Source organism: Mesorhizobium sp. UC74_2 (assembly GCF_042701485.1).
Lineage (GTDB): Bacteria > Pseudomonadota > Alphaproteobacteria > Rhizobiales > Rhizobiaceae > Mesorhizobium.
Window position 1 is genome coordinate 1,813,567 of the sequence record NZ_CP170562.1, and the last position, 25,378, is coordinate 1,838,944.

25 protein-coding genes are annotated in these 25,378 nt (G+C 61.1%); 14 read left to right on the forward strand and 11 right to left on the reverse strand.

All coding sequences use genetic code 11. The annotated features are described in order from the left end of the window. Positions 1-296 precede the first annotated feature (296 nt). The 4 genes from parC (at position 297) to ACFJIU_RS08745 (ending at position 4,266) form a co-directional block, all read left to right on the forward strand. Entirely contained in the window at positions 297-2,555 is a 2,259-nt protein-coding gene (parC, locus tag ACFJIU_RS08730) for a DNA topoisomerase IV subunit A (protein ID WP_379070025.1), read from the forward strand. Positions 2,556-2,638: 83 nt separating this feature from the next. Further along, positions 2,639-2,842: a YgaP-like transmembrane domain gene (locus tag ACFJIU_RS08735; protein ID WP_379070028.1), complete on the forward strand. Its 204-nt coding sequence runs from the start codon at positions 2,639-2,641 to the stop codon at positions 2,840-2,842. Positions 2,843-2,849: 7 nt separating this feature from the next. Beyond that, positions 2,850-3,371 (forward strand): RNA polymerase sigma factor, encoded by a 522-nt coding sequence (locus tag ACFJIU_RS08740; protein WP_379070032.1) that lies wholly within the window; start codon positions 2,850-2,852, stop codon positions 3,369-3,371. A 133-nt stretch (positions 3,372-3,504) separates the two neighbouring features. Continuing rightward, complete coding sequence (locus ACFJIU_RS08745; protein ID WP_379070035.1) at positions 3,505-4,266, forward strand: polysaccharide deacetylase family protein; 762 nt, start codon at positions 3,505-3,507, stop codon at positions 4,264-4,266. Positions 4,267-4,288: 22 nt separating this feature from the next. On the opposite strand, the gene ACFJIU_RS08750 is transcribed toward ACFJIU_RS08745, so the two are convergent. After that, positions 4,289-4,636 carry a winged helix-turn-helix transcriptional regulator gene (locus ACFJIU_RS08750; protein ID WP_379073015.1) on the reverse strand — a complete coding sequence of 116 codons (348 nt, stop codon included), beginning with the start codon at positions 4,634-4,636 and terminating at the stop codon, positions 4,289-4,291. Between the two features lie 252 nt (positions 4,637-4,888). Between ACFJIU_RS08750 and ACFJIU_RS08755 the strand changes: the two genes are divergently transcribed. Continuing rightward, a complete protein-coding gene (locus ACFJIU_RS08755) occupies positions 4,889-5,554 on the forward strand; it encodes a TetR/AcrR family transcriptional regulator (RefSeq protein WP_379070038.1) in 666 nt (221 codons plus the stop codon). Between the two features lie 200 nt (positions 5,555-5,754). Beyond that, positions 5,755-6,912: an AI-2E family transporter gene (locus tag ACFJIU_RS08760; RefSeq protein WP_379073017.1), complete on the forward strand. Its 1,158-nt coding sequence runs from the start codon at positions 5,755-5,757 to the stop codon at positions 6,910-6,912. Here the strand turns inward: ACFJIU_RS08760 and ACFJIU_RS08765 are convergent. The 4 genes from ACFJIU_RS08765 to ACFJIU_RS08780 all read right to left on the reverse strand — a co-directional run bounded on the left by ACFJIU_RS08765 (position 6,900) and on the right by ACFJIU_RS08780 (position 9,990). Next, entirely contained in the window at positions 6,900-7,796 is an 897-nt protein-coding gene (locus ACFJIU_RS08765) for a DMT family transporter (protein WP_379070041.1), read from the reverse strand. The two genes, ACFJIU_RS08760 and ACFJIU_RS08765, sit on opposite strands and share 13 nt — an antisense overlap. A gap of 72 nt (positions 7,797-7,868) precedes the next feature. Beyond that, a complete protein-coding gene (locus tag ACFJIU_RS08770; RefSeq protein WP_129414638.1) occupies positions 7,869-8,618 on the reverse strand; it encodes an arginyltransferase in 750 nt (249 codons plus the stop codon). Between the two features lie 136 nt (positions 8,619-8,754). Further along, positions 8,755-9,225 carry an RDD family protein gene (locus ACFJIU_RS08775; RefSeq protein ID WP_379070045.1) on the reverse strand — a complete coding sequence of 157 codons (471 nt, stop codon included), beginning with the start codon at positions 9,223-9,225 and terminating at the stop codon, positions 8,755-8,757. Positions 9,226-9,297: 72 nt separating this feature from the next. Continuing rightward, positions 9,298-9,990 (reverse strand): alpha/beta hydrolase, encoded by a 693-nt coding sequence (locus tag ACFJIU_RS08780; RefSeq protein ID WP_379070048.1) that lies wholly within the window; start codon positions 9,988-9,990, stop codon positions 9,298-9,300. Positions 9,991-10,159: 169 nt separating this feature from the next. Between ACFJIU_RS08780 and ACFJIU_RS08785 the strand changes: the two genes are divergently transcribed. Both ACFJIU_RS08785 and sthA read left to right on the forward strand, forming a co-directional pair. Then, entirely contained in the window at positions 10,160-11,332 is a 1,173-nt protein-coding gene (locus ACFJIU_RS08785) for an OpgC family protein (RefSeq protein ID WP_379070051.1), read from the forward strand. Between the two features lie 167 nt (positions 11,333-11,499). Further along, positions 11,500-12,888 carry a Si-specific NAD(P)(+) transhydrogenase gene (sthA, locus tag ACFJIU_RS08790; protein WP_379070054.1) on the forward strand — a complete coding sequence of 463 codons (1,389 nt, stop codon included), beginning with the start codon at positions 11,500-11,502 and terminating at the stop codon, positions 12,886-12,888. A 3-nt stretch (positions 12,889-12,891) separates the two neighbouring features. Here the strand turns inward: sthA and ACFJIU_RS08795 are convergent, their stop codons facing one another. Together ACFJIU_RS08795 and tet are read right to left on the reverse strand one after the other, a co-directional pair. Beyond that, on the reverse strand, positions 12,892-13,965 hold the full coding sequence (locus ACFJIU_RS08795) for a LacI family DNA-binding transcriptional regulator (RefSeq protein WP_379070057.1): 1,074 nt from the start codon (positions 13,963-13,965) through the stop codon (positions 12,892-12,894). 386 nt (positions 13,966-14,351) lie between these two features. Beyond that, positions 14,352-15,530, reverse strand: a complete 1,179-nt coding sequence (gene tet, locus ACFJIU_RS08800) for a Tet(A)/Tet(B)/Tet(C) family tetracycline efflux MFS transporter (protein ID WP_379070060.1) — start codon at positions 15,528-15,530, stop codon at positions 14,352-14,354. An 88-nt stretch (positions 15,531-15,618) separates the two neighbouring features. Here tet and ACFJIU_RS08805 point away from each other — a divergent pair, with 88 nt between their 5' ends. After that, a complete protein-coding gene (locus ACFJIU_RS08805; protein WP_379070063.1) occupies positions 15,619-16,254 on the forward strand; it encodes a TetR/AcrR family transcriptional regulator C-terminal domain-containing protein in 636 nt (211 codons plus the stop codon). Here the strand turns inward: ACFJIU_RS08805 and ACFJIU_RS08810 are convergent. After that, positions 16,251-16,622: a DUF423 domain-containing protein gene (locus ACFJIU_RS08810; protein ID WP_379070066.1), complete on the reverse strand. Its 372-nt coding sequence runs from the start codon at positions 16,620-16,622 to the stop codon at positions 16,251-16,253. The two genes, ACFJIU_RS08805 and ACFJIU_RS08810, sit on opposite strands and share 4 nt — an antisense overlap. Before the next feature lie 98 nt (positions 16,623-16,720). Then, positions 16,721-17,959 (reverse strand): multidrug efflux MFS transporter, encoded by a 1,239-nt coding sequence (locus ACFJIU_RS08815; RefSeq protein WP_379070069.1) that lies wholly within the window; start codon positions 17,957-17,959, stop codon positions 16,721-16,723. A gap of 116 nt (positions 17,960-18,075) precedes the next feature. Here ACFJIU_RS08815 and ACFJIU_RS08820 point away from each other — a divergent pair, with 116 nt between their 5' ends. From ACFJIU_RS08820 to ppk2, 3 genes are all read left to right on the forward strand, one after another. After that, positions 18,076-18,741: a GntR family transcriptional regulator gene (locus ACFJIU_RS08820; RefSeq protein WP_379070072.1), complete on the forward strand. Its 666-nt coding sequence runs from the start codon at positions 18,076-18,078 to the stop codon at positions 18,739-18,741. Between the two features lie 147 nt (positions 18,742-18,888). Continuing rightward, positions 18,889-19,860 (forward strand): glycosyl transferase family 90, encoded by a 972-nt coding sequence (locus ACFJIU_RS08825; protein ID WP_379070075.1) that lies wholly within the window; start codon positions 18,889-18,891, stop codon positions 19,858-19,860. A gap of 85 nt (positions 19,861-19,945) precedes the next feature. Continuing rightward, on the forward strand, positions 19,946-20,866 hold the full coding sequence (gene ppk2, locus ACFJIU_RS08830; protein WP_379070078.1) for a polyphosphate kinase 2: 921 nt from the start codon (positions 19,946-19,948) through the stop codon (positions 20,864-20,866). Between the two features lie 6 nt (positions 20,867-20,872). Here ppk2 and ACFJIU_RS08835 read toward each other — a convergent pair whose 3' ends face one another. Both ACFJIU_RS08835 and hemB read right to left on the reverse strand, forming a co-directional pair. Further along, complete coding sequence (locus ACFJIU_RS08835; RefSeq protein WP_379070081.1) at positions 20,873-22,531, reverse strand: alpha/beta hydrolase; 1,659 nt, start codon at positions 22,529-22,531, stop codon at positions 20,873-20,875. A gap of 10 nt (positions 22,532-22,541) precedes the next feature. Further along, entirely contained in the window at positions 22,542-23,573 is a 1,032-nt protein-coding gene (gene hemB / locus ACFJIU_RS08840; protein WP_379070084.1) for a porphobilinogen synthase, read from the reverse strand. A 202-nt stretch (positions 23,574-23,775) separates the two neighbouring features. On the opposite strand from hemB, the gene ACFJIU_RS08845 reads away from it, so the two are divergent. Both ACFJIU_RS08845 and ACFJIU_RS08850 read left to right on the forward strand, forming a co-directional pair. Beyond that, positions 23,776-24,813, forward strand: a complete 1,038-nt coding sequence (locus ACFJIU_RS08845) for an enoyl-CoA hydratase/isomerase family protein (protein WP_379073019.1) — start codon at positions 23,776-23,778, stop codon at positions 24,811-24,813. Further along, entirely contained in the window at positions 24,810-25,232 is a 423-nt protein-coding gene (locus tag ACFJIU_RS08850) for a DUF6163 family protein (protein WP_379070087.1), read from the forward strand. Before ACFJIU_RS08845 ends, ACFJIU_RS08850 begins: the two co-directional genes overlap by 4 nt. Positions 25,233-25,378 lie beyond the last annotated feature (146 nt).

Here is a 25,378-nt window from a genome sequence, read left to right on the forward strand (position 1 = left end):
GCAACGAACTGGGCCGGAAGAAGGCATTCCCGCCAAGAAAGGCCGACATTCACGGAAAAAGACAAATCCGGCAAGTCGGGCAGCGGCAAGGCGCGGTCCTTACGTCATGGCAGCTGTCCACGCAACATCCCGCATCGACGGGCCGTCGCTTAAACGGCTCATGTTACAGTTTCATGGCAGCCGCGGGCTGGGGAAATGGGGATTACTTGCCTGGCTGCCGCTTCGCGAGACCGGTCTCGGCACGGCTTGACCCGCCGCCTCTTGTCGCGAATCACCCTCTCGGCTAGTCCAAACCCATGGGAAAGAGCCTTTTGCCGCCTGACAATGGCGGACACGACAACATCGAGTCGGTCGACCTGAAGAAGGCGCTGGAAGATCGTTATCTTTCGTACGCGCTTTCGACGATCATGAATCGCGCCCTGCCGGACGTGCGCGACGGGCTGAAGCCGGTGCACCGGCGCATCATGCATGCCATGCGGCTGCTGCGTCTCAACCCCGACCAGGGGTTTGCCAAATGCGCCCGCATCGTCGGCGAGGTGATGGGTAAATTCCACCCGCATGGCGACCAGTCGATCTACGATGCGCTGGTGCGTCTCGCGCAAGATTTCTCGATGCGCTATCCGCTGGTCGACGGGCAGGGTAATTTCGGCAACATAGATGGCGATAACCCCGCCGCCATGCGTTACACCGAAGCGCGCATGACGGACGTCGCGACGGAACTGCTCGCCGGGATCACCGAGGATGCCGTCGACTATCGCCCGACCTATAATGAAGAGGACGAGGAACCGATCGTCCTGCCGGGCGCGTTCCCGAACCTGCTTGCCAATGGCTCATCCGGCATCGCGGTGGGCATGGCGACATCGGTGCCGCCGCACAACGTTGCCGAGCTGTGCGATGCCGCCCTCCACCTGATCGATCATCCCGACGCTCCGGTTGCCAAGCTGGTCGAGTTCGTGCAGGGGCCTGATTTCCCGACCGGCGGCATCATCGTCGACAGCCGCCAATCGATTCTTGATGCCTATGAGACAGGCAGAGGCGGCTTCCGCGTCCGTTCGAAATGGACCCAGGAAGACCAGGGCAGGGGCACCTGGGTGATCGCGGTCACCGAGATCCCCTACGGCGTCCAGAAGTCACGATTGATCGAGAAGATCGCTGAACTGCTGATGGCCAGGAAACTGCCGCTTCTGGAGGATATCCGCGACGAAAGCGCGGAAGACATCCGCGTCGTTCTGGTGCCGAAGAGCCGCACCGTCGATCCGGGCCTCTTGATGGAATCGCTGTTCAAGCTGACCGAGCTTGAGAGCCGCTTCCCGCTCAACATGAATGTGCTGTCGCGCGGCAAGGTGCCGAACGTGCTGTCGCTCAAGGGCGTGCTTCAGGAATGGCTGGAACACCGGCGCGAGGTCCTTGTGCGCCGTTCGAAGCATCGGCTGGGCGAAATCGAAAAGCGCCTGGAGATCCTCGGCGGTTACCTGATTGCCTACCTCAACATCGACGAGGTGATCCGCATCATCCGCGAAGAGGACGAGCCCAAGCAGGTGATGATGGCCCGCTGGTCGCTGACCGATGTGCAGGCCGAAGCCATCCTGAATATGCGGCTGCGTGCCCTGCGCAAGCTTGAGGAATTCGAAATCCGCAAGGAGTTCGACGGCCTTTCGGAGGAGAAGAAGCAGATCGAATCGCTGCTTGCTTCCGTGGAAAAGCAGTGGAAGACCATCGCCTGGGAAATCCAGAAGATCCGTCGCGATTTCGGGCCCGAGGAAAACAAGGAACTCGGCCCGCGTCGTACCCAGTTCGCCGACGCGCCGGAGCATGACCTGACCGACATCGCGCATGCGATGATCGAAAAGGAGCCGGTGACGGTGGTTGTGTCGGAAAAGGGCTGGCTGCGCGCCATGAAAGGCCATCTGACCGATCATTCGCTTTTCAGCTTCAAGGAGGGCGATGGGCTGAAGCTCGCCTTCCACGCCCAGACCACCGACAGGATCCTGGTCTTCACCACCGGCGGCAAGTTCTACACCATCGGCGCTGATCGGTTGCCGGGTGGCCGTGGCCATGGCGAACCGATCCGCATCATCGTCGACATGGAGAACGATCAGGACATCGTCACAGCCTTTGTTCATGATCCGAAGCGGAAGCTGCTTCTGGTGTCGCACCAGGGCAACGGTTTCGTGGTTTCGGAGGAAGAGGTGGTCGCCAATACCCGCAAGGGCAAGCAGGTGATGAACATCAAGTCGCCGGATGAAGCCAAGCGGTGCCTGCCGGCCGTCGGCGATCATGTCGCCATCGTCGGCGACAATCGCAAGATGTTGGTGTTCGCGCTGTCTGAAATTCCTGAAATGGCGCGCGGCAAGGGCGTTCGCCTGCAGAAGTACAAGGACGGCGGTGTTCTCGATGTGAAGACATTCGTCATGGAAAGCGGCCTTTCCTGGCAGGACTCCGCCGACCGCACCTTCACCCGTCCGCGCGAGGAACTCGCCGAATGGATCGGTAATCGCGCTGCCGCCGGCCGCATGGTGCCGAAGGGTTTTCCGCGTACCGGAAAGTTCGGATAATTCTTGCGGAGCGCGAATCCTTTTTCCGGATTCGCGCCTCTTGTTCCCGAAGCCGGGATGGTGCCGGACGGGAGAGACAAGAGATGGCCTTTTATCGCAAGATCATCGGCAGCCTGCATCAAGTGGTGCGGGTCGTCATCGGAGCCGTGGCTGCAGTTGCTGCGCTGGTGTGGCTAACGGCACCTGTCAGCTATCTGGGAGCTGTTGCCGGTGTAGGCTTGGCGCTGTCGGGGTTGCTCGGCTATTGCCCGATGTGCGCCGCGACGGGACTGGGGCGGCAGCGGTAGGTTCCAGATGAACGGCGTTCCTTCGGATCTTTTCGACGCTGCGCGGCTGGGGGATCGCGAAGCGATCGTCAAGGTTCTCGAGATCGCTCAACCTGACATTCGCCGCTATGCCCGCTCAAGCTGCCGCGGTTCGGCCGATGCCGAGGATGCGGCGCAGGAGGCGCTGTGGCAGCTCTCGCGCAGGATCGGGACGATCCGTTCGCTGACAGCAATCTCTGCCTGGCTTTTCACTGTGGTGAGGCGGGAATGTGCGCGGATGGCACGCGCTCTGCGGTTGCAGGCACCGCAGTCCCTGGCGGAACTCGACCTCGAGCGCTCCCTTGGCACGCGCCCGCAGGCCGAACTGGCCCTGGATATTGCCGCCGCGATTGAGGCGCTGCCGCCGCACTATCGCGATGTCGTGCTGTTGCGCGATCTGCGCGAAATGACGATCGACGAGATCGCGGAGAGCCTTGGCGAGACTCGCCAGGCGACCAAGGCGAAACTTCATCGCGGTCGGCTCCTGGTGCGGGAATATCTCTCGGACTGACGATCGTTCGGCGGGTACGCGCTGCAGTGCGCACCTCAAATTCGAAGACCGTGCCAAAGAGGCGGGCGACTTCTTGACGCCCACGGCCGGGCCTCTAACTTGGTCCGCTCATATTCGAGGGTGGAGCGTTTCGATGCCGGCAGTTCTGCGTGCGGCGCTGTTCCTGGTGCTTGCTGCATGCATGCCGGCTGGCGCCGGCGAGCGCACCATCTTCCTGACTTTCGACGATGGCCCGCTCAACGGCACTGCCAACGTGCTCGATGTCCTTGAGGCAGAGCAGGTGCCTGCCGCGATGTTCATGGTCGGTCAGCACGTTCTGGCGAGCCCGGAACGCGAGGGACTGCTCAAGCGCGCCAAGTCGCTGCCACTGGTCACGCTGGGCAATCATAGTTTCAGTCATGCCAGCAACCGCTACGAGCGCTTCTATGCAGACACCGAGGGGGTCGTCGCCGACATGTTGAAAGCAAACACGGTGCTTGGGCTCAGCGCGCCGCCACCCATTCCCGCGCGGTTGCCGGGTCGCGACGTGTTCAGGTTGCGCTACATGTCCCGTGACGACTTCGGGCTCAGTCTGGAGGAAGCACAGCGCGAGCAGGTCGACTTCGAGTTTGTCGCTGCGTCGGGCTTTCATCTCTATGGCTGGGACTTCGAATGGGTGCACGACGACAGCGGCAAGCCGGTCCAGTCGGTCGATCGGCTGATCGACGAGATCGGCCACTTGTTCGCCGCGGGCCGGACGGTCGGCAAGAACAAGCTCATCCTGCTCATGCATGACGAGATGTTCCAGGACATATTCCAGGGCAGGGACAAACTGACGGCACTGGTCGCCGGGCTGCGTGCCAAGGGCTACGTTTTCGGCCATATCGCCGATTACGACACAAAGACGAGCCCATAGATCAATATGGATATCGCGGTGCTCAGGCCGCGATATCCGGCAATGCTCGAACGATCGGATCGGTTTCACGGACCGCATGGGCTTCACGCTGCTTGGCGAGCGGGCCGTATTGTTCGGACCATTCGACCAGTGCCCTGAAGGCCGGCTTCAGGTGTTGGGCACCCTCACTGACTTCATATTCCACCCTGAGCACATTCTCCGGATAGACGGTACGGCTGATCAATCCATCCGCTTCCATCTCGCGCAGGCGCAATGTCAGCATGTGCTGGGTTATGCCTGGCAGGCTGCGCCGCAGTTCGCCGAAGCGATGCCGGCGCTGGGCGAGTATCCAGAGGATCTCGATCTTCCATTTGCCGGCGAGCGGGCGCATTGCCTCGATGAGCTTCAGATAGGGGGCATCGCCATTCGCAATCGGGTGAGAGGCCTGATCGGTGGATGGGTACATCGGTCTAGTCCCTCGCTGCTATGGACGGAATGCAATAAGCGCCAATAAGCGCTATGAACGAGTTCGCGCGATTTTCGTTGCCTGACTTTGTCAGGAGTGTTTCGCGTTGGCTCAACATTGACCGAGAATGATCGCTCGCATAAATTGAGAATGATCATTCGCATTTCGGAAATAGCAATGAAAACCGCGCTTGGCAATATAGAGATGCTGCTGGAAGCCGAGATTGACGAAGGGCGGACGCTGTCGCGTGCCGAGCGTCGCGAGCTGCAGGTGCAGCGTATTCTCGACGCCGCCAAGACCTGCTTCGCCCGCGAAGGTTTTCAGGGCGCTTCGATGCAGCAGATCTGCGCCGAGGCAAGCATGAGCCCTGGCGCGCTCTATCGCTATTTTGTCTCCAAGGAAGCGATCATCGAGGAGATCTGTGCCGCGGCGCGGCGCGATGATGAAGAAAAGCTGGCAGAAATGCTGACGAAGCGCGATGTCGTCGAGGGCATGGTGTTTGGCTCGATGACACACATACGTTTCGTGCATGAAACCGATGCGTGTGCGTTGATTGCACAGTTTCATGCAGAAGCAACGCGCAGCGAGAGCGTGCGCGCGATCTATTGCAACCATCTCGCCGAGGTGCGCGGCATCTTCCTTCAATATCTGGGTGCCGCACTCGACCGCGGCGAAATCGATCCGCTGTTCGAGCTCGAAACGTTGGTGCCGGCAATGATGTCGATCATTCAGGGCATCGCCAACAATGACCTGCCCGCCAACGGCGTTGCGCTGGACAAGGTCGAGACGGTCGTGCGCACGGTGATGGTCTCCATGCTGCGCCCTACCGGCAAGGCTGCCTGAACCTTTGTTTTTCACGCGCTAAGGCAGTCGCCCGCAGGAATCTGCTTGCAATTGGCTTATAGTCACGATTGCTGCACTATCGTGCGCCATAGTGGCGCGAGGTGCTGCCAGTTGTGGCGCCGCTGTCGATTCGGGGTAAGTGTTTGAAATCACCGCTGACGAGACCGAAGGAACCGCGCCTTTTCGGCGTGCCTGCCCCGATGCGTGCCGCCGTCATTCCGCCATTGTCGGCCGCTCGCTGGCTTCTCGTCCTCGTGGTCGCGGCCGGTGTCTATTTCTTCTACGGGTTTGTGGTCCCGGTTCTGGCCGCACTCGTCATTGCCTTCGCCAGTTGGCCGCTTTACCGGCGTCTGCTTGTTGCGGTGAATGGCAACCGCACCATTGCCGCAACCATCGCGCTACTGCTCATCCTTGCCTTCCTGGTGATCCCGATATCGTTCGCCGGTACCTATGTGATCAACGAAGTGCGTGAATGGCTGACCTGGGCGATCGGCACCAATCGCCATGGCGCGCCGACACCGCAATGGATCGCCAGCCTGCCCGTGGTGGGCGAGTGGCTGAACGAGCAGTGGACGAAAAACCTCGGCCATCCCGGCGGTATCGGACAACTGATCCAGCTGGTGAGTGGCGCCAACATACGCTCGATCTACCAGACTGCGCTTGCTGCCGGCGGCAGCGCGTTTTCGCTGCTTTTGACCCTGCTGTTCATGCTGATCGCGCTGTTCTTCGCCTATCGCGACGGCGAGAGCTTCGCGCGCCAGGTCGATACGCTGGGCGAGCGCATCTTGCCGGTGCGCTGGGAGCGCATCTCGCGCGTGGTGCCCGCCACCATTTCTTCGACCGTTACCGGCCAGACCGTCATCGCCATCGGCGAGGGGGTGGTTCTGGGCATTGCCTATTGGCTGGCTGGCGTACCGTCCCCCGTGACGCTCGGTGCGCTGACCGGGGTGATGGCGCTGATCCCCGGCGGAGCTCCGCTCTCGTTCACACTGGTCTCGCTTTATCTGGTCGGTTCTGGTTCGGCCGTAGCGGGCGTGGTGCTGTTCATCTGGGGCTCGGTCGAACTCTTCATTGTCGACAAGACGATCCGTCCCAAGCTGGTCGGTGGTCCGATCAAGCTGCCATTTCTGCCGACCTTCTTTGGGCTGATCGGCGGCGTGAAAACCATGGGATTCCTCGGCCTGTTCATCGGCCCGGTGCTGATGGCGCTGCTCGTCGCTATCTGGCGCGAATGGCTGCACGAGGTGGAAGTGGTCGACAACCAACCACCGGAGACGCCTTCCGCCGAGCCGGAGGCCATCGCGTCGACGACAACGGAACCGGTGGGCCTGGAGCCGAGAAAAGTTCAGGCCGGGTGACGCACCGCCAATGCCGCGCGGCGCTGGCGGCCAAGATGCAGTTGCCACAGCGAATGCGCGATCAGGGCCACGATCAGTATCGCACCGCCGATGAGGGTGTCGCGTGACGGCACCTCGTTGAAAACAAACCAGACCCATACCGGCGCAAGGACCGTCTCCAGAAGGTAGAACATCGCCACTTCCGGGCCTGAAATGTATTTCGGCGCCGTAGCCAGGCAGAAAAACGAGATCGGAATGACAACACCGCCATTGAACAGGATCCACCACGGCGCGTTTACCTGAAAACCGGTGTTCCAGACCATGTAGACGGCCACCAGGAAAGGCAGCACGACGCCGATAAGGGCCGGGAAGCCCATGTCCTTGCCGCTGCGGCGCGAGATCGTGATGGCGGACGCGACACAGAATGCCGACGCGGCTGCGAGCACGTCGCCGAACAAATGGCCGGAACCGATCGAGCCGCCGACGATGATGCCGACGCCGACGATCATGGCGGCCATCGTCGCGAACGTGGCCGGGCGTGGCCGTTCGCCGAGGAACAACCAGGACAACAGCGCCGCGAACATGGTGTTGAACGCGAGGATGAAGACCAGATTGGCTGTCGTGGTGTTGAAGACAGCGGTAATGAAGGCGATCGAGCCGAGCCCGTAAAGTGTGGCGACGGCCAGGCCGGCGCGACCGGGGATCAGTTTCGGCGCGCTGGGCGTCCACCAGCGCCACACGGCCCACACGATCAGACCGGCAAGCAGCGTGGTGCCGCTGCGTAGCATCAGGATGGTCCAGGGCGCGCCGTCGGCTAGGCGGATCAATGGGATGTCCACGGTCAGCGCCATGCCGCCCAGCGCGGCAATCAGCAGACCTCTGGAGTGATCGTGTGAAACAGTCACGCGTAGCCCCCGCCTCAAAGCAACGGCAGCGTTAGGAGCCTTGGTGAGGCTGGACGGGCCGATTGTTCAGTTTCAGCCGCTGAAGCGTTCCCAGCCCTTCGGGCCGAGATGTTCTTGCGGCATGAAACGCATCTTATAATTCATCTTGCGTGAACCGTTGACCCAGTAGCCGAGATAGACATGGGGCAAGCCCATCGCCTTGGCGCGCTGGATGTGGTCGAGGATCATGAAGGTGCCCAGCGAGCGCTCATCCAGGTCGGGATCGAAGTAGGAATAAACCATCGACAGGCCGTCGGCCATCTTGTCGGTCAGTGCCACCGCCACCAGCGCACCTTGACCCTTGCCCGTGATGAATGTGTCCGGTCCGCGCCGACGGTATTCTATGATCTTGGTGTCGACATGGGTGTCCTCGACCATCATAGCGTAATCGAGCACCGTCATGTCCGACATGCCGCCCTTGCGGTGACGGGCGTCGAGATAGGCGCGGAAGAGGGAGTATTGCTCGGTCGACGGTTCGGCGTCGTGCATCACGCCGACGAGATCGGCATTGTGCTGCGTCACGCGGCGCATGTTGCGGCTGGGTTCGAATTCCTGCGCAAGGATACGCACGGAAACGCAGGCGCGGCAGTTCTCGCAGGCGGGGCGATAGGCGATGTTCTGCGAACGGCGAAAGCCTCCCTGGGTCAGGAGGTCATTCATCTCCGAAGCCTTGTCACCGACCAGATGGGTGAACACCTTCCGCTCGAACTGACCTTCCAGATACGGGCATGGCGAAGGCGCGGTCAGGAAGAATTGCGGAGACTGGGTAGGATGCTGCGTCATCGCGCGTCGAAAAATGCTCCCACGAACTGCCCTAGCTTGGCGTGCGCGGCAGAAAATTCAACAGGATAATCGTAGTGCAGGGCTTTCTGGCCCATATATTCGGCGGTTGGGCAGGACAGTGTGGACAAGTCCCGCCTCAGCGGTCGGTACGGCTGACGACAGTACCGAGCAGCAGGTCGTGCAGCGTGCGCTTGCGGTCGGAAAACAGCGTCACCAGAAGCACCAGGGGAGTGAGAATCACATTGCCTGCCCAGAACAGCACCGAATGCACGACGGCGGTCATGCCATCGATCGGGGTGCCGTCCAGCCTGTCCAGGCGAATGCCCATCGCCTTCATGCCGAGCGTAGCCTGATCGCGGCCGCCCAGCGTGTTCCAGATGTAGACCACGGCGACTGCCGGCACGAGCACTGAAAACAGCATCCAGCCCAGCCCGAGCGTGATGATGCCGAACAGGAACACCAGGATGGCAAAGGGAATGGTCAGCAGGCCGACCACCAGATAATCGAGCATGCATGCAAAGACGCGGCGCGAACGGACGCCGTCATAGGCACGGACGTCGTCAAGCCTGGAAGTGAGGATCTCTCCGTCGAGAACGCGCGCGTTCATTTCCTGAATATCCTTATAGTTGACCGGTTCCTGACCTGCTCACCCAACAAATGGTGTGACCGCTGCTTCCGTTCAAGTTGAAGCGGCGGATCGCTGCCGATCCAGCCATTCGCTTATGATATTGCCGTCCACTGCGCCGAATTCATGACCGGCGGCTACCATGCGCGCATCGACATCGGCATGATGTCGTCGCAGCAGTCTGGCAAGCGATTGCGCGAAAGGCGCATAGGTGACGTCGTTGGCTCCGGTTATCATCAGCACATGTGCGCCCGACAAGTCGGCATCCGGGACTCGATCCAGTACCGGCATGGCGCGCAGCAGCACAGCGCGTCGGATGACGCCAGGGTGCAGCAGCATGGTGCTGGTAACCAGATTGGCGCCGTTGGAATAGCCGATGAAGGCGACAGAGGCCGGTTCCAGGGTGTGAAGCGCGATCAGCTCGTCGATGAAGCGTTCAAAGGAATCCGTTTCCGCGCGGATGCTGGCCTGGTCGAATTGCGTCGGCGTGATCCGTCTGAACCAGCGCAAATCGCCGTCCTGTACGATACGGCCACGCACCGCCACCAGCCTCGCTCGTGGGGCGGCAGCCATTGCCAGAGGCATCAACGTTGTCTCGTCCGCAGCCGAGCCGTGCAGCAGGATGAGTGTCTCGCTTCCAGCGTCCTGCGGGATATGGAGGCGATAGGAGAAGGACAGGTCGCGTCGTAATGCCGCGATCTCCGAATTTTGTCGGCTATCAGTTCCAGCCGTTTGATTTTCCACCATTTTATCTCTGTTTGCCGGCTTCAAAACGAAACATTTTTGGATCGACCCAAAAGTGATTGAACGTGCTCTGTTTTTGGTCGCTTTTGCGCTGATATGGAATGTCGAGCGGTTCCGTGACGGAGGCTAGGGGCGAACCGCACACAGTGTGAACCGTTGCGGAGTCCTGATCATGACCACGCCGCTCTCTTCCGAACGTGATACCCGCATCGACGTTCTGCGTGCCCTCGCTCTGCTGATGATCTTCATCGATCATGTCCCCGGCACCGCGTTCGAGCTCTTCACCTACAAGAACTTCGGCTTCTCTGACGCTGCCGAAGCGTTCGTGCTGATATCGGGCATTGCCGTTGCGCTGGCCTATGGCCGCAAATTCCAGCCTGGGGACCGATTGCTGGCGACACTCAAGATGTGGCGCCGTGCCGGTGTGCTCTACGCTGCTCATATCGTCACCACCATCGCGTCGATCGCCATCTTCTGCGCGGCTGCATTGCTTGCCAAGCGCCCTGACTTCCTGACGCAGATCAACATCGGCCCCCTGATCGAGCGCACGCCGGAGGTACTGCTCGGCATTGCCACGCTTGGTCACCAGATCGGCTATAACAACATCCTGCCACTCTATGCCGTGTTGCTTCTGGCAGCGCCTGTGCTTCTGTTTTTTGGCGGGCGCTGGCCGCTGCCGACGCTAGCGGTTTCGGGTATCGTGTGGATGTGGGCGGGCCTCTATCAAGTCGCGCCGCCGAACTATCCTGAGCAGGGGTTCTGGTTCCTTAATCCGCTCTCGTGGCAATTTCTTTTCACCATCGGTGTCGTCAGCACATTGCACGTGCGCCGTGGCGGGAACATTGCTGTGAATGGCTGGCTGCTTGGTGCATCTGCTGCCTATGTATTCATCGCCATGGTCTGGGTTCGCGGCCCGTGGTGGGGCCAGGATACCCGGTTTGGCCTGCCGGCGGTGATTGCTGGTTTTGACAAGACTTTCCTGTCGCTGTCCCGGCTGCTGCATGTGCTTTCCGTTGCCTATCTGATCGTGGCGCTGCCGGTGGTTTCAGCCTTCTTTCGCAAGCCGCTCGATCATCCGCTCGCCATCCTTGGCAAGCGGTCACTGCCGGTATTCATTGCCGGCACCTTGCTTGCGATCATGGCGCAGGTGCTGAAGCTGGTACGGCCCGGCGGCTTTTCCTATGACGCCATGCTGATTGCTACCGGTATCGCCGCGCAATTCGCATTCGCCTACTATCTGGAATGGCTGTCCAGGCTCGGATGGGCGAGCAAGTCGAAGGTACCGCGGCGGCCGATCGCTCCGCGGGCAGAACCGGCGCTCAGTGTGTCTTACCAGGTAACATGACGAGGACCGGATCAGCTTTAGCCGCCACGGGGAGCTCTGCCTGAGAATTGTGCTTCGCTGTCTTCTAAATCGGTTGAAGTTATGGCGGTTAAAACGCTAGCCTATGCGTTGGCTGGACGTGATGGAGCGTCGAAAGCTGTCAGCCAGCGGGGCAAGGGGACTTCGGGATGGACTATGACATGCTGGTGGTCGGCAGTGGTCCATCGGGCCGGCGTGCCGCGGTGCAATCGGCCAAGCTGGGAAAGCAGGTTCTGGTCGCAGATGCGGGTCGACGGCTGGGAGGGGTGTCGGTGCATACCGGCACCATTCCCTCCAAGACGTTGAGGGAAACGGTACTTAACCTTTCGGGATGGCGCGAGCGTGGGTTCTACGGCAGGGGCTACCGCGTCAAGCAGGATATCCCGATCGGTGATCTGGTCGAGCGTCTGCACAAGACGCTCGATCACGAGGTCGAGGTGCTGCAGCACCAGTTAATGCGCAATGCCGTCAGGAGCGTCCGGGCGGTGGTGCGGTTTCTCGGACCCAACCGAGCAAGTCTTACGACAGCGACGGGCGACTACAGCGAGATCGGATTCGCCAACGCTCTGATCGCCGTGGGTACGCGGCCGCATCGTCCCTCGGACGTGCCATTCGACGGCAAACGGGTGTTCGATAGCGACGAGATGCTGGAATTGTCGCAGCTTCCGCGTTCGCTGACGGTGATCGGTGCCGGTGTCATCGGGGTGGAATATGCCACCATATTTTCGGCGCTCGACGTTCCGGTCACGCTTGTCGAGCCGCGCCAGACCATTCTCGACTTCGTCGACCGCGAGATCGTTGACGATTTCATCCATCAGATGCGCGACCGCGGCATGATCATCCGTCTGGGCAGCAGCGTCAGCGAGGTGAAGTCGGGGCCGGATTTCGCCGAAGTGGTGTTGGCGGACGGTCGCACCATCCGCTCCGAAATGGTGCTCTACGCCGCTGGTCGCAGCGGCAATGTCGGGAGTCTCGGTCTGGAGGCCGTCGGCATCGAGGCCGACGCGAGGGGGCGCGTCAAGGTAGATCCGCATACTTTCCAGACAACCGTCCCGAACATCTATGCCGCGGGCGACGTGATCGGTTTTCCGAGCCTCGCCTCGACATCGATGGAGCAGGGCCGGGTGGCTGCCTGTCATGCCTTTGGTGTCGTGCTGCCGCCGCCGCCGGAAACCTTCCCTTATGGCATCTATGCAGTGCCGGAAATCTCCACCGTAGGCCAGTCTGAGGAGCAGGTCCGCGCCAGTGGGACTGCTTATGAAGTTGGTGTGGCGCGATTCCGCGAGACCTCCCGCGGGCACATCATGGGCGTCAATTCCGGCTTCCTGAAGCTGCTCTTTTCACTGGAGACGCGGCGGCTGCTCGGAGCACATATTGTCGGGGAAGGAGCGACGGAACTGATCCATATCGGGCAGGCCGTGATCAACCTGGGTGGCACGATCGATTTTTTCGTCAACAACACCTTCAACTATCCAACGCTGGCTGAAGCCTACAAGATTGCCGGCCTGGATGCATGGAACCGGATGGGACGGGGATGAACCTCAGCGCGAAGCTGGGCCGGCCGATTCGCGCACGACCAGCTCGATCGGCATCTCCTGCCGGCGTTCGGCCTGACCCGGATCGAGGATGGCGCGGGCGGCGCGGCGGCCCATTTCCCGCATCGGCTGGGCGATCGTGGTGAGCGGCGGCTTGCATGTGGCCGCTTCCGGAACGCCGTCGAAGCCGACAATGGAAACATCGCCGGGCACCGACAGGCCACGTTCCTTGAGCCAGTCGATCGCGATCATGGCAATCCGGTCGGACATGGCGAGCAGCGCCGTCGGTGGTTCTGGCAGGCTGAACATGTAATCTAGGCTTGCATGTACGGTCGGCACATCGTTGCCGGTTTCGTAGATCGGAACGTCGGCTGCGTCGATGCCGGCATCGGCGAGCGTTTCCAGGTAGCCATAGAGGCGGTCGCGCGTACCGGAATAGGTGGCACCTTCAGCGCGCCGGGCAGTCACCGGCCCGCTGCTTCCTTCGTCGAAACTCAGCGCCAGAACGCCAAAACGGCGGTGGCCGAATGCCAGAAGATGATCCGCAGCCAGTTTCGCGCCGGCTTTGTTGTCGATTCCGATGGCTGAAAGCGCGCCTTCATCATAGCCGAAGTCGAGCACGACGAAGGGGAGCTTTCGTTCCCGGGTCAGATACACCGGCTGCCAGTTGCCTTCGACACAGAAGACGATGAAGCCGTCGACCAGTGCGCTCTGGATGTTCCAAGCGAGATGTTCGCCGTTGATCGCCGACACAAGCGACAGGCCGGCGCCCGTGGCATCGCAAATTTCCGAGATGCCGGACATGACCACGCGAGCGAAAGGGTCGTCGAAGAAATAGGAGAGGGGTTCCGCGGTGGCGACGCCGATGGCGTTGACCTTGCCAGCCCTCAGCAGCCGTCCCTTGGGGTCGGGGCCGGCGTAACCCAGTGCGTCCGCTGCTGCCTTGACGCGTTCGCGCACTTCTTCGCGCACGATCTCAGGGTGACTGAAGACATTCGAGGCGGTGCCATGCGAGACCCCGGCAGCCTTGGCGACATCCGCCAGCCTGACCGGTTTGATCGCGGTTGCCTGTCTTGCCATCAGTCATCCTTCTCATCGGTGGACGTAGTGAGGTCCGAGCGTTTTCAGGTGCCTGATGATCACCAGACTGCCGACCTTGTATCACAATTGTTGGATCGATCCATATTCGCCTTGACTTTGCGTCGAATGAGAAGGAGGATTTGGATCGATCCAAGAATTTTTGCACTGATCTTGAATCGATTCAATCCCGAAGCGATCCGGATCGAGAAAGTGAGGCAGCAATGCGTCCGATCGACTATCTGTTTGAAGACATCTATCGCAATTATTGGGGCATCTCGTTCAAGCCCGCAAATGAGCGGAACGATGCCCGGACCAACCATTCAGGCTTCGTTCGGCGTTTCGTGGGCGGGATCGCCAGATCGCTGTTTGCAGGATCGGGCCGCCGCTCAGGCGGCGACCCTGTTGCCGGGCTTCAGTGTCAGCAGCGGGACGCAGACGAGATAAAGGGCTGCGCCCGCGATCCAGACCAGTCCGGGAAATGTCGATCGCGTGGCGAAATAGGTGGTCGAGATCGCCAGAGGCGCGACAATGGACGCAAGGCTGGTCAGGCCGGCAATCACGCCTTGCAGTCGGCCCTGACTGTTCGCGTCCACTCCTGCGGTCATCATTGACTGCAGTGCCGGCGCACCGATACCGCCGAGGCAGAGCATCGGCAGAAGGGCGAAGACCATCCAGCCGCGCGTTGCCAGCCCGATCAGGATGTAGGCGGTGCTGTCGGCAGCGATGGCAATCGCAAGCGCCTTCTTCTCGCCCAGCCTTTCGCTGAGTGGCCCGGCCAGAAACGCCTGTGCCAGGGCGTGAAAGAGGCCGAACAAGGTCAGCGAAATGCCGACGGTGAACGGATCCCAGGTGAATTTGTCCTCGACGTAGACAACCCAGATCGTGCCACCGACTTCGCCGACCATGGCCAGCAGAATGGCCGTGCCAAGCAACGGCAGCAGCAACGGAAAGCCGAATGCCCAGCGCAAGGGAGCGAAAGGGTTGAGCGAAACGGTCGCGGCTTCGCTGCTCGGGCGCTTTGGCTCTTTCAGGACCAGCATGGCGATGAGCAAGGTGACCAGATTCAAGACCGCGGCGGCAAGGAATGGAGCGCGGGTCCAGACGCCACCGAGCAGACCGCCGATTGCGGGCCCGGCGATGAAGCCGACACCGAAGGCCGCCCCGAGTTGCCCAAAGCGCCTTGCGCGCTGATCCTCGGACGTCACGTCGGCAATGTAAGCCGACGCGACCGCTGATACGGCGCCGGTGACGCCGGCTATTGCTCGGCCAATGAACAACAGCCACAGCGTTGGGGCGAGTGTCATGAACAGATAGTCCACCGTGGCACCCGCCAGCGACATCAGCAGCAATGGCCTGCGCCCAAAACGGTCCGACAGCGCGCCGAGCAACGGCGAAAAGACAAACTGCATCGTTGCGTACAGCGCCAGGAACGCCCCGTAGCGCCAGCCAAGGTCGCCAGTGTGGCCAACCTCGCGCAGCAGCTCCGGGATGACCGGCATGGTGAGGCCGATGCCGGTTGCGGTAAGGGCGACCGTTGCCAGGATGATGGCGATGGAGCGGTTCATGACACGTCCAGAATTTATCGGTGATAAATTCACTTATCATTGATAAATTCGGGATGCAATGCCGGTGGCATCCTGATAGGAGACAGCAATGAAGGTCGACCGCGCGCGCATCGTCGACGAGGCGCTGCTACTGCTGAACGAAGTCGGGATGGACGCGCTGTCGACGCGGCTTCTTGCCGAACGGCTGCAAGTGCGTCAGCCGGCCTTGTACTGGCATTTCAAGAACAAGCGCGCGTTGCTGGATGCCATGAACAGGGAGATCCTGGAGCGCAGCCACACCAATCCGCTTCCCCAAGAGGGCGACGACTGGCGGCGGTATCTGACGGAAAATACGCGGAGCTTTCGTGCTGCGCTGCTCGCCTACCGCGACGCCGGAAGGGTTCATGCGGGCACCGAGGTTGAACCCGACGAATTGCTGGATATCGAGATGAAGACTGCGTTTCTGGTCGCGCACGGGTTCGAGGTTGGCGAGGCGATGATGCTGTTTATCGCGCTCGGTCGCTACACGCTCGGTTGCGTGATCGAAGAGCAGTCCGACTATCCGGAAGGGCCGGGCCGAGGGACAGAACTCGATCTTGCGGCCCGCGATTACCCGCTCTTGTCAGCAGGACTGCTCCACTATCGGGACGGGGGACACACGGCCCTGTTCGAAACGGGGCTCGGTCTGATCCTGGATGGCGCCGCCATGCGGCTTGCCGGCAAGGCGGAAAAATCCGGCGTTTAGGTTCTTGATCTCGCAAATGCCGAAGCTGCGAGCGTCAGCCAGCCCAGGATCAGCAGGGTGCCGCCGGTCGGTGCCACAAAGGGCAGCAGCCGTCCGCCGAGGAAGTCGCGGGAAAGCAGGTCGCCGCAGAACAGGATCAATCCCACCAGCAGCACGAGCCCGCCGAGGCGAAGTACCCTGTTGCCACCAACCAGCCCGACCGCCAGCAGCACGATCGCGTGGGTAAGCAGGAACGATGCTACCGTGCCGGTAAAGGCGCCGCCGATATGCGCCGCCGCTGCCGAGAGCGCCACGCCCGCAGCCCCGCAGAGCCCTCCGGCCATCACAAGAGGCGGGCAAGGTTCAAAGGCAAAACGAGAAGAGCTCATCGTCTAGTTCCATCGGCAAGGGCGACAATCTGCGAAACCGGGCGGATTCCCGAGTGCGGAACGCCTGGAGATCAAGGCAGGATTGCATGGTTCGGGCACTACGCGGACTGCGGCTGTTCGTAGCGGCTGCGTACGATCCAGTTGAAGAGTGCCCCTATTGCCAGCAGCATCGCGGTGAACAGAAAAACCGCACGCATGCCGAAATGACCGCCGACAAAACCGCCGAGAACCGGTCCGGCGACCTGGCCGACATATTGCGCCGAGATCGAATAACCCAGGACGTTGCCGCCGACGCCGTCCGGCACATTGTGGCGAATGACGCTGGTGACGGACGGCAGCAGACCGCCCAGCGCCAGCCCCATCAGAAAGCGCAGCACGATCAATTGCCAGCTTTCGGTGACAAAGGCCTGCGGAACGAGCAGCAGCGCTGCGACCAGCAACGCGCCGACTATGACGCTCCAGTGACCGACGCGGTCGGCGAGCTTGCCGAGCCTCGGGGCCGACAGGATCGCCCCGAGGGCCGCCGCCGACATGACGAAGCCGGCAACCAGTGTCACCTTCGCAGAATCCGTCACCAGTTCCGCGACATAGACGGTGATGATCGGTTCTATCGACATGGTGGCGAACATCAACAGCATGCCGGTGGCCAGCATCGCCACCACCGGTCGCTTGTCGGAGATGCGTGACCAACTGCCCGCCTGCATCTTCCTTGTTTCGGTTGCCGTGGGGCGACGATTTTCCCGGATCAGAAAGGTCGTGGCGAGGAATGCCAGGAAGATAACGCCGCCGGCGATCAGGAAGGTCGCGCGGATGCCGATCCTGGGCGGCAGGGCGCCACCAATCAACGGTCCGACCAGATTGCCAGCCATGATGCCGGCTGAAAGTGTTCCGAGAGCCCAGCCGGACCGATCCTTCGGCGTCTGCATGGCGACCAGAATGGTCGAGCCGGAGGAATAGCCGCCGGCCAGGCCGATCAGGAGGCGCAAGGCCACCAACTGCCAGACATCCTGCACCATGCCCATCAGCGACATGCACACCGCCATGCCGAAGCTTGCACGTACCAGCATCGACTTGCGGCCGTAGCGGTCGCCCAGCCGGCCCCACAATGGCGCTACCAGGGCCGCCGCAAGGAAAGTGGCGCCGTAGGCGATGCCCGACCATTGAACGATTGCTGCATGATCGGTGACGCCCAGCTCTTCCACATAGAGCGGCAGGAATGGCAAAAGCAGCGTCATTGCCACCAGTGTCGTGAAGGAGCCGACGAAGCACACGACGAGATTACGGCGCCAGTGGATATTGTAGCCTTGTTCCCCGGAATTGGTGCTTTCACTCGACATGGCGTTGCTCTTCGCTGCGTTGTCTTGTATCCCGTCTTGGGATACCAAGTTGGTATTCGTATCAGGCGCGGACATTGCGAAGTCAATGGGCCAGCGGCAAAAGGGAGAAGGCCGCGATGTCACAGATGCTGCAGGTCGAACGTCAGCTTCGCGAAATGATCCTGGGACTCGACATCGGTCCCGGTGAAAAGCTGACCGAGCGCTGGATAGAAAGCCGTTTCGGGGCTTCGCGTACTCCAGTGCGCGCGGCGCTGCTCAGGTTGGAAACGGAAGGACTTGTCCTGCGCGACGGGCGGGGCTGGACGGTTTCACCGATCAACCTTGCTGAAATCGAGCAGATTGCGGTCTATCGCCAGGCTGTCGAGGTTGCTGCCGCGCGCTTGACGGCTGCGCTGGAAGACAGAAGCGGCCTCGATGCGATCGAGGCAATGCTTGATTCCTGCGGAGCGGATACGCCGAGGGAAGAATGGCATCGGGTTGGCACCGACTTCCATGTCGAACTGGCGCGCCTGTCCGGCAATGAGTTCCTGTTTCGTGCCGTGCGGGATGCCATGATCCGGCTGTCGCGGGCGCGATGGCTGGAAATTCGCGATGAGGCCGCATCGGTGCGGGCCTGGCGGGAACATAGAACCATCCTGGCTGCGCTGCGGGCGGGGCAGGCAGACGAGGCTGCGGATCTCCTGATCCGGCACATCGGCGGCAGCCGCGATCGCTTGGTCAGCTCATTGCACGCCGAGCGCCGCGGCCTGCGCGCCCGTGGTTTTGCCGTCGTTGCGGCCTAAAAAAAATGACGTTTGCCGAGGCCGTGGATCGGCGTTGTTTCTTGATAATGTTTCGTCACATTCTTTGACTGTTTTCTCTCGGGATTATCTGGCGCAGCGGGACACGTGACGCTAAAAGCCTGCGCGGGCTTTTGCGTTGGAATTTCGATGCGTAATCTTCGTCGCAGGACTGGCAAGGTCTTTTATTACGCGCGCAACATTGTTCGCGACAGCGCACCGCAATTGCTTTTCCGTCATCGACTGGACCAAGCGCTGGCGACTGCCCTGCGGCGCGGTCCCGTGCTTCTCGATCGGCTCAACTACTACAACAAGCTGCGGGAGCCTTTCACGCCGAGCCCAGCGGCGGTGACGATCGCGACGCTGCCGCGCCGTCCGTCGATGTATTATTACGATCTCAAGGAGTTCGCTCGCTACTTCGATCCGAACCTGCGTCTGGACCTGGAGTTCGGCGACGTTCGTGGGCTTCCCGGCGTACCCTCGATCGTCAAGAACCGTCCGATCGGGGCAGACAATACCAATGCCGTGCTGTTCAAGATGGACAAGCTGCGGCATTTCCAGATGCAGGACGATCCGCTGCGGTTTGCCGACAAACAACCGAGGGTCGTCTGGCGTGGCGACATGAACAATCCTATGCGCCTGGTCTTTCTGGACGCTGCGCAGGGATTGCCTTTCTGTGATGTCGGGTCGCCGGCTACCCATACGCCGGAGCGTCACCGCAAGCCCTTCATGAGCGTCGAAGACCAGAAGCGTTATCGCTACATCGTCTCGCTTGAAGGCTATGACGTGGCGACGAACCTCAAATGGATCATGAGTTCGAATTCGCTCTGCCTGATGCCCGAACCGACCAACGAAATCTGGTTCTGCGAGGGGCATCTGAAGCCCGATGAGCATTATGTGCAGCTCGCCCCCGATTTCTCGGATATCGCCGACAAGTTTGCGTTCTTCGAGCGCCATCCCGAACAGGCGGAGCGCATCATCGCGTCGGCGCAGGCCTATTGCCGTCAGTTTCTGGACGAGCCGACCGAAAGGGCGCTGTGTTTCCTGGTGCTCTACAGATATTTCGTGCTGAGCGGGCAGATCGAGCCCGACGAGAAAGTCTGGCGCTTCATTTCAGCGTAGAGGCCTTTTTGGTTCCGCAGTTGCAATAAAACCGTCATTGCCCGCGGATATTGGTCGGCTCACGGTGCGAACGCGGAGCGACATCATGACCGAAATGGAACGCAATTCCCCCGCAGCTGATTGGCTGGAGGCGGAACTGGCAGACACGCTCGACGAAGATTATGAGCTCGAGCTGTCGGAGCCTGCACTCTCCGAAGAGATCGCCAAGATCTACAAGCGTTCGCATCCGCCGTCCGTCGAAAGGCAGGTCTATTTTCGCGAACTGCTGACGCTGCAGTCGGAACTGATCAAGCTGCAGTCGTGGGTGGCCCACACCAAGGCCAAGGTGGTGGTGCTTTTCGAAGGACGCGATTCGGCCGGCAAGGGCGGCGTCATCAAGCGTATCACCCAGCGCCTCAACCCCCGTATCTGCCGGGTCGTGGCGTTGCCGGCACCGACCGAACGCGAGCGCTCGCAATGGTATTTCCAGCGCTATGTGCCGCATCTGCCGGCGGGTGGCGAGATCGTGCTGTTCGATCGTTCCTGGTACAATCGCGCCGGCGTCGAGCGGGTGATGGGTTTTGCTACCCCCGACCAGGTCGAGGAGTTCTTCCGCGACGTACCGGAATTCGAGCGCATGCTGGTCCGTTCCGGCATCATCCTGGTGAAATACTGGTTTTCGATCACCGATGAGGAGCAGCAGATGCGCTTCCTCATGCGCATCCACGATCCGATGAAGCAGTGGAAGCTCTCGCCAATGGATCTGCAGTCGCGCGTACGCTGGGAACAGTACACCAAGGCCAAGGAAGAGATGCTGACGCGCACCAATATCCAGGAAGCGCCCTGGTTTATCGTCGAGGGCAACGACAAGAAGCGTGCCCGACTGAACTGCATCGATCACCTGTTGCAGCAGGTGCCCTATGAAGAGGTTCCGCACGATGAGATCACGCTGCCGGAGCGTGTCTTCAATCCCGAATACGAACGTACCGTGCTGCCGCCGGAACTCTACGTGCCGCAGAAATATTGAGGCCGGTCATCCAGCCTTGCGCTGAGCGACAAAGAAGGCTTTCAGTGCTTCGACCTTCTCGGCCGTCCATCCGGGCGGCTGAGTAACCGCAATCCACGCATCGATATAATGCTCAGGCGCGTAGACATGCCCGTAGCCCATCGGTGTGGTCGTGCCGAGCCCGATGTCGACGGTCAGCTGCAGCAGCGTGACGATCGGGAACCAGCGGAAGCGCAGCGAGACATCCGGCCCGCGTTCACCCTTCATCCAGTCCGGTTTGCTGTAGGCTGCATGGGGGTCGAAAAACACGATCGGGTCGCTGGCGTATTGCAGATAGACGACCCTTATCGGCCCCCAAGGCGCGCCATCGAGACCCAGCGCATCGTGCTGGCTGGTGAAACGTATGACCGAGCCGTCCCGGAAACGCGGCAGCCATGCCGGCGAGCCGGCGATGCGGCCTGCGGTGACAGTTTTCCAGGTCCGGCTGGGGAAGGGAGGACCTGCCCACACCGCGCCCTGGTATGGGTCGGCGATGACATCATAGATGTCGCTCGACAGATCGGAGTTCATCGCGCCGAGACTGAGGCCATAAAGATAAAGTTTCGGGCGCCGATCTTTCGGCAATTCCTTCCAGTATCCATAGACCTCGGTGAAGAGCGCCCGCGAAGCTTCCGAGCCGTAACCCGGCTCGACAAGCAATGAGAGCCAGCTCGGCAGATAGGAATACTGGATGGCGACGCTCGCGATATCGCCATGATGGAGATATTCGACCGGGTCGATTCCGGCAGGATCCACCCAGCCCGTCCCCGTTGGCGTTATGATGATGAGCGCCGAACGTTCGAAGCCGCCAACGCGCACCAGTTCGTCGAGCGCCAGTCTCGCCCGGCCCTTTGCTGTTTTGGCGGAATTCAGGCCGGCGTAGACACGAATGGGTTCCTTGGCGTCCGGGCTGGTCTGGGAGGCAATTTCATTGCCGGTCGGCGCGGACGCGATGTAGCTGCGCCCCATCTTGCCAAGCCCCTGCCAATTGATCAGCGATGCCGCACTGCCGGTCTTGCGGGGGTCCGTTGGCGGCTTGATCTCGGCATCAATGATCTGGTCCAGTTCCCGATAGGACGAGTCCATTGCGCGGATCGCGAAACGCAACAGCACGCCATCCACCAGAGACCAGAACAGAAGCGCGGTGACGACCAGTCCAATGACCCCGGCGACACGCCGTGGCACATGAGGGCGCAAGCGCTTCGCAACGGTCCGGAAGACGCGGGCGAGAAGCCGGGCGACCAGGATGACGACCGCGAAGGTCGCCAGTGCGATCGCCGCAACCTCGAAGGGGCCGACCTTGTTCGCTGGTTCCATGCCCATCAGGATGCGGATGGAATCCTGCCAGCCGGACGCCTGGATCAGGAAAATGACAGCAGCAGCCAGGCAGGCGAGAATGATGACGCGCGACGCGGAAACCAGCCGACGTCGATCCGTGCGGGGCAACTCCATGTAGGTCCAGAGTGCACGCAGCGCGATGCCGACGCCATAACCGCAAGAGAAACTCAGACCGGACAGGATGCCTTGGGTGATGCTGTCACGCGGAATGAGGCTTGGTGTGAGCGAGGCACAGAAGAACAGCGTCGCGAGGGCCAGTCCGGTCAGCGAGAAGGCGTCGATCGTCCTGGCTGCCCACCGCAATACCATGCGCTTCAGCTCACCCTTTCAGGATCTCGGCCACCCGTGGCGCGAAATAGGTGAGGATGCCGTCGCAGCCGGCGCGCTTGAAGGCCAGCAGCGATTCCAGCATCACCTTTTCGCCGTCGATCCAGCCATTGGCGGCGGCTGCCTTGATCATCGCGTATTCACCCGACACCTGGTAGGCGAAAGTCGGCATGGCGAACTCGTCCTTAAGGCGACGGATGATGTCGAGATAGGGCAGGCCAGGCTTGACCATCAGCATGTCTGCGCCTTCGGCAAGATCCTGTTCGGCTTCCCGTACGGCTTCGTCGCTGTTTGCATGATCGATGTAATAGGTTTTCTTGTCGCCTTTCAGCAGTCCTTGCGTGCCGATCGCCTCGCGATAGGGACCATAGAAGGCGGAGGCGAATTTGGTCGCGTAGGACATGATGGCGATGTCCTGGAAGCCATTGGCATCCAGCGCGTCACGGATGGCACCGATCCGGCCATCCATCATGTCGGACGGGGCGATGATGTCGGCGCCGGCTGCGGCCTGCAGCACGGCTGCGGCAGCAACCTGCTCGACCGTCTCGTCGTTGACGATGATGCCGTCGCGCAGGATTCCGTCATGGCCATGGCTGGTGAAGGGGTCGAGCGCGACGTCGGTAATGATGCCGATGTGTGGAACCGCAGCCTTGATGGCGCGCGTCGCGGCATTGATCAGATTGTCGGGATCGAGAATGTGAGAGCCGGCCTCATCCTTGCGTCCTGCCTCGATGTTCGGAAAGGTCGCAATCGCCGGGATGCCAAGCTTGGCAGCGCGCTCGGCTTCACGAACGGCCTGGTCGACGCTGAGGCGAAATACGTCCGGCATCGCATCGATCGGCTCGCGTATATTCGTTCCGCCGGTCAGGAAGATCGGCCAGATCAGGTCGTCGACGGTCAGGCGGTTTTCCTGCACCAGACGGCGCGACCAGTCTGCCTTGCGCATGCGACGCAGGCGGCGCGAGCCGGTGATCTCGTCGACGTTGCGGGCACCGGCTGGTTTTGTGGGGGTGAATTTGTTCATGGCCAAAACTCCAATTGCCGGTTTTTAGCACGGGCTGGTCGGGGCGACCAATGCAGCATGGTTGTGCCAGCAGCTGCGCGGATGGTCGCAGCCCGTTCCGACGCGGTTTGCGACAGCGTCGGTCGAGTAAGGCGGCCGGCATTGACGCGCCGGAGGGGGGCGCTTAGCACTTCCAGTGCATATGGATGAGGATTCTATGGCAATGGACTTTGGCGGCGGCGAGGAAATCCGCTTCGAAAGGAAGGGCCGGGCCGGCGTCGTAACCATGACCCGTCCACAGGCGCTGAACGCCATCACGCACCGCATGATCAACGCGCTTTCGCGGGCGCTGGACGCATGGGAAACCGATCCGTCGATCGATCTCGTACTCCTGACCGGAGAGGGCAGGGCGTTTTCCGCTGGTGGCGACATCATGGCGGTCTATGAGGGCGGCAAGGCCGGCAGGCCACCTGTGGAGTTCTTTGCCGATGAGTACAGGCTGAACGCCCGTATTCCCCGCTTTTCGAAGCCCTATGTATCGCTGATCGATGGCATCGTCATGGGCGGTGGTGTCGGTCTCTCATTTCACGGCTCGCACCGGGTGCTCACCGAAAACGCTCAATTCGCGATGCCGGAGGTCGGCATCGGCTTCTTTCCAGACGTTGGTGGCAGTCATCTGCTGCCGGGGCTCGAGGGCAGTTTCGGGGTGTATCTCGCGCTGACGGGAGAACGCATCCGTTATGGCGACGCACTGTGGTCGGGGCTGGCCACCCATGCGGTCAAGGCCGCAGACCAGGCCGCGATCATCCGGCATCTGACCGAGACCGGAGATGTCGACGCGGCGCTAAGCAGCTATACCGTGCGCACGGCAGCCGAAACGACGCAGCCGGTGCTCGAGGCGATCAGGCGGCATTTTTCCAAGGGCAGCTTGGCGGAGATCATCGCCAGTCTGGAAGCCGTCGGCGACGAATTTGCCTCCAGGACGCTGGCTACCCTCGCACAGCGTTCACCAACCAGCCTCAATGTTGCCTTTCGCCAGATCAGCGCTGGTCGCTTCCTGTCGATGGATGACTGCATGCGCATGGAGTTCCGCATCCTGGTGCGGATGCTGCAGGGCCACGACTTCTACGAAGGCATCCGGGCGGCGATCGTTGACAAGGATCGTCAGCCGAAGTGGCGACCAGAAGGGCTGGGTGCCGTTACGCCTGGTGATGTCGAACCCTATTTCGCGTCGCTCGGCGAGCAGGAACTGGCGCTGTGAACGACGCCGCACAAAGCCGCCTGGTTCTGGAGCCCTCGACGACAGAACTCATCTTCGAGTGGTTCCAGCGTATCGTTGCCGTCTACTGCCTGTTGTTCGGCGTGCTCTACTGGGTCCGCCTCATCGGCTTTTATCCGGGACCGCTATGGCGTTTCGACCTGATGCCGGTGCATTGGCAACTCGCCGCGGCGACCCTGGCGGTGTTCTTTCCCTTTGCCGCCGCAGGGCTTTGGATGCTGGCCTCCTGGGGGCCTGTCATCTGGGTCATCTGTGCCCTGACCGAAACGATCATGTATGTGGGCTTCCCACAGCTCTTCGGTGAGCGCTGGCCGATCGTCGCGGCACATGCCGCCGTGGCTTTGATCTACATAGCGCTGCGGCTAGTCGTGCATTTGCAGCGCCGCCGCCAGCGTGCCTGATTTTAGGCCCTTTGGCTGTTCGCTAAATCTTTAGGTTAATTTTCTTCCCTCGGCAGGGTTTTCATTAACCCTCTCTCGAAACCTCTTACCGGTAAGCTCTTGTTAGCCCTGGCGTTTAAGTCGAATTTTATAGGTATTCGATAGTG

Coding starts and splice junctions, on each gene's coding strand:
- parC (WP_379070025.1), top strand. CDS start 297: ATGGGAAAGAGCCTTTTGCCGCCTGACAATGGCGGACACGACAACATC.
- ACFJIU_RS08735 (WP_379070028.1), top strand. CDS start 2,639: ATGGCCTTTTATCGCAAGATCATCGGCAGCCTGCATCAAGTGGTGCGG.
- ACFJIU_RS08740 (WP_379070032.1), top strand. CDS start 2,850: ATGAACGGCGTTCCTTCGGATCTTTTCGACGCTGCGCGGCTGGGGGAT.
- ACFJIU_RS08745 (WP_379070035.1), top strand. CDS start 3,505: ATGCCGGCAGTTCTGCGTGCGGCGCTGTTCCTGGTGCTTGCTGCATGC.
- ACFJIU_RS08750 (WP_379073015.1), bottom strand. CDS start 4,636: ATGCGCCCGCTCGCCGGCAAATGGAAGATCGAGATCCTCTGGATACTC.
- ACFJIU_RS08755 (WP_379070038.1), top strand. CDS start 4,889: ATGAAAACCGCGCTTGGCAATATAGAGATGCTGCTGGAAGCCGAGATT.
- ACFJIU_RS08760 (WP_379073017.1), top strand. CDS start 5,755: ATGCGTGCCGCCGTCATTCCGCCATTGTCGGCCGCTCGCTGGCTTCTC.
- ACFJIU_RS08770 (WP_129414638.1), bottom strand. CDS start 8,618: ATGACGCAGCATCCTACCCAGTCTCCGCAATTCTTCCTGACCGCGCCT.
- ACFJIU_RS08775 (WP_379070045.1), bottom strand. CDS start 9,225: ATGAACGCGCGCGTTCTCGACGGAGAGATCCTCACTTCCAGGCTTGAC.
- ACFJIU_RS08780 (WP_379070048.1), bottom strand. CDS start 9,990: ATGGTGGAAAATCAAACGGCTGGAACTGATAGCCGACAAAATTCGGAG.
- ACFJIU_RS08785 (WP_379070051.1), top strand. CDS start 10,160: ATGACCACGCCGCTCTCTTCCGAACGTGATACCCGCATCGACGTTCTG.
- sthA (WP_379070054.1), top strand. CDS start 11,500: ATGGACTATGACATGCTGGTGGTCGGCAGTGGTCCATCGGGCCGGCGT.
- ACFJIU_RS08795 (WP_379070057.1), bottom strand. CDS start 13,965: ATGGCAAGACAGGCAACCGCGATCAAACCGGTCAGGCTGGCGGATGTC.
- tet (WP_379070060.1), bottom strand. CDS start 15,530: ATGAACCGCTCCATCGCCATCATCCTGGCAACGGTCGCCCTTACCGCA.
- ACFJIU_RS08805 (WP_379070063.1), top strand. CDS start 15,619: ATGAAGGTCGACCGCGCGCGCATCGTCGACGAGGCGCTGCTACTGCTG.
- ACFJIU_RS08810 (WP_379070066.1), bottom strand. CDS start 16,622: ATGAGCTCTTCTCGTTTTGCCTTTGAACCTTGCCCGCCTCTTGTGATG.
- ACFJIU_RS08815 (WP_379070069.1), bottom strand. CDS start 17,959: ATGTCGAGTGAAAGCACCAATTCCGGGGAACAAGGCTACAATATCCAC.
- ACFJIU_RS08820 (WP_379070072.1), top strand. CDS start 18,076: ATGTCACAGATGCTGCAGGTCGAACGTCAGCTTCGCGAAATGATCCTG.
- ACFJIU_RS08825 (WP_379070075.1), top strand. CDS start 18,889: ATGCGTAATCTTCGTCGCAGGACTGGCAAGGTCTTTTATTACGCGCGC.
- ppk2 (WP_379070078.1), top strand. CDS start 19,946: ATGACCGAAATGGAACGCAATTCCCCCGCAGCTGATTGGCTGGAGGCG.
- ACFJIU_RS08835 (WP_379070081.1), bottom strand. CDS start 22,531: ATGGTATTGCGGTGGGCAGCCAGGACGATCGACGCCTTCTCGCTGACC.
- hemB (WP_379070084.1), bottom strand. CDS start 23,573: ATGAACAAATTCACCCCCACAAAACCAGCCGGTGCCCGCAACGTCGAC.
- ACFJIU_RS08845 (WP_379073019.1), top strand. CDS start 23,776: ATGGACTTTGGCGGCGGCGAGGAAATCCGCTTCGAAAGGAAGGGCCGG.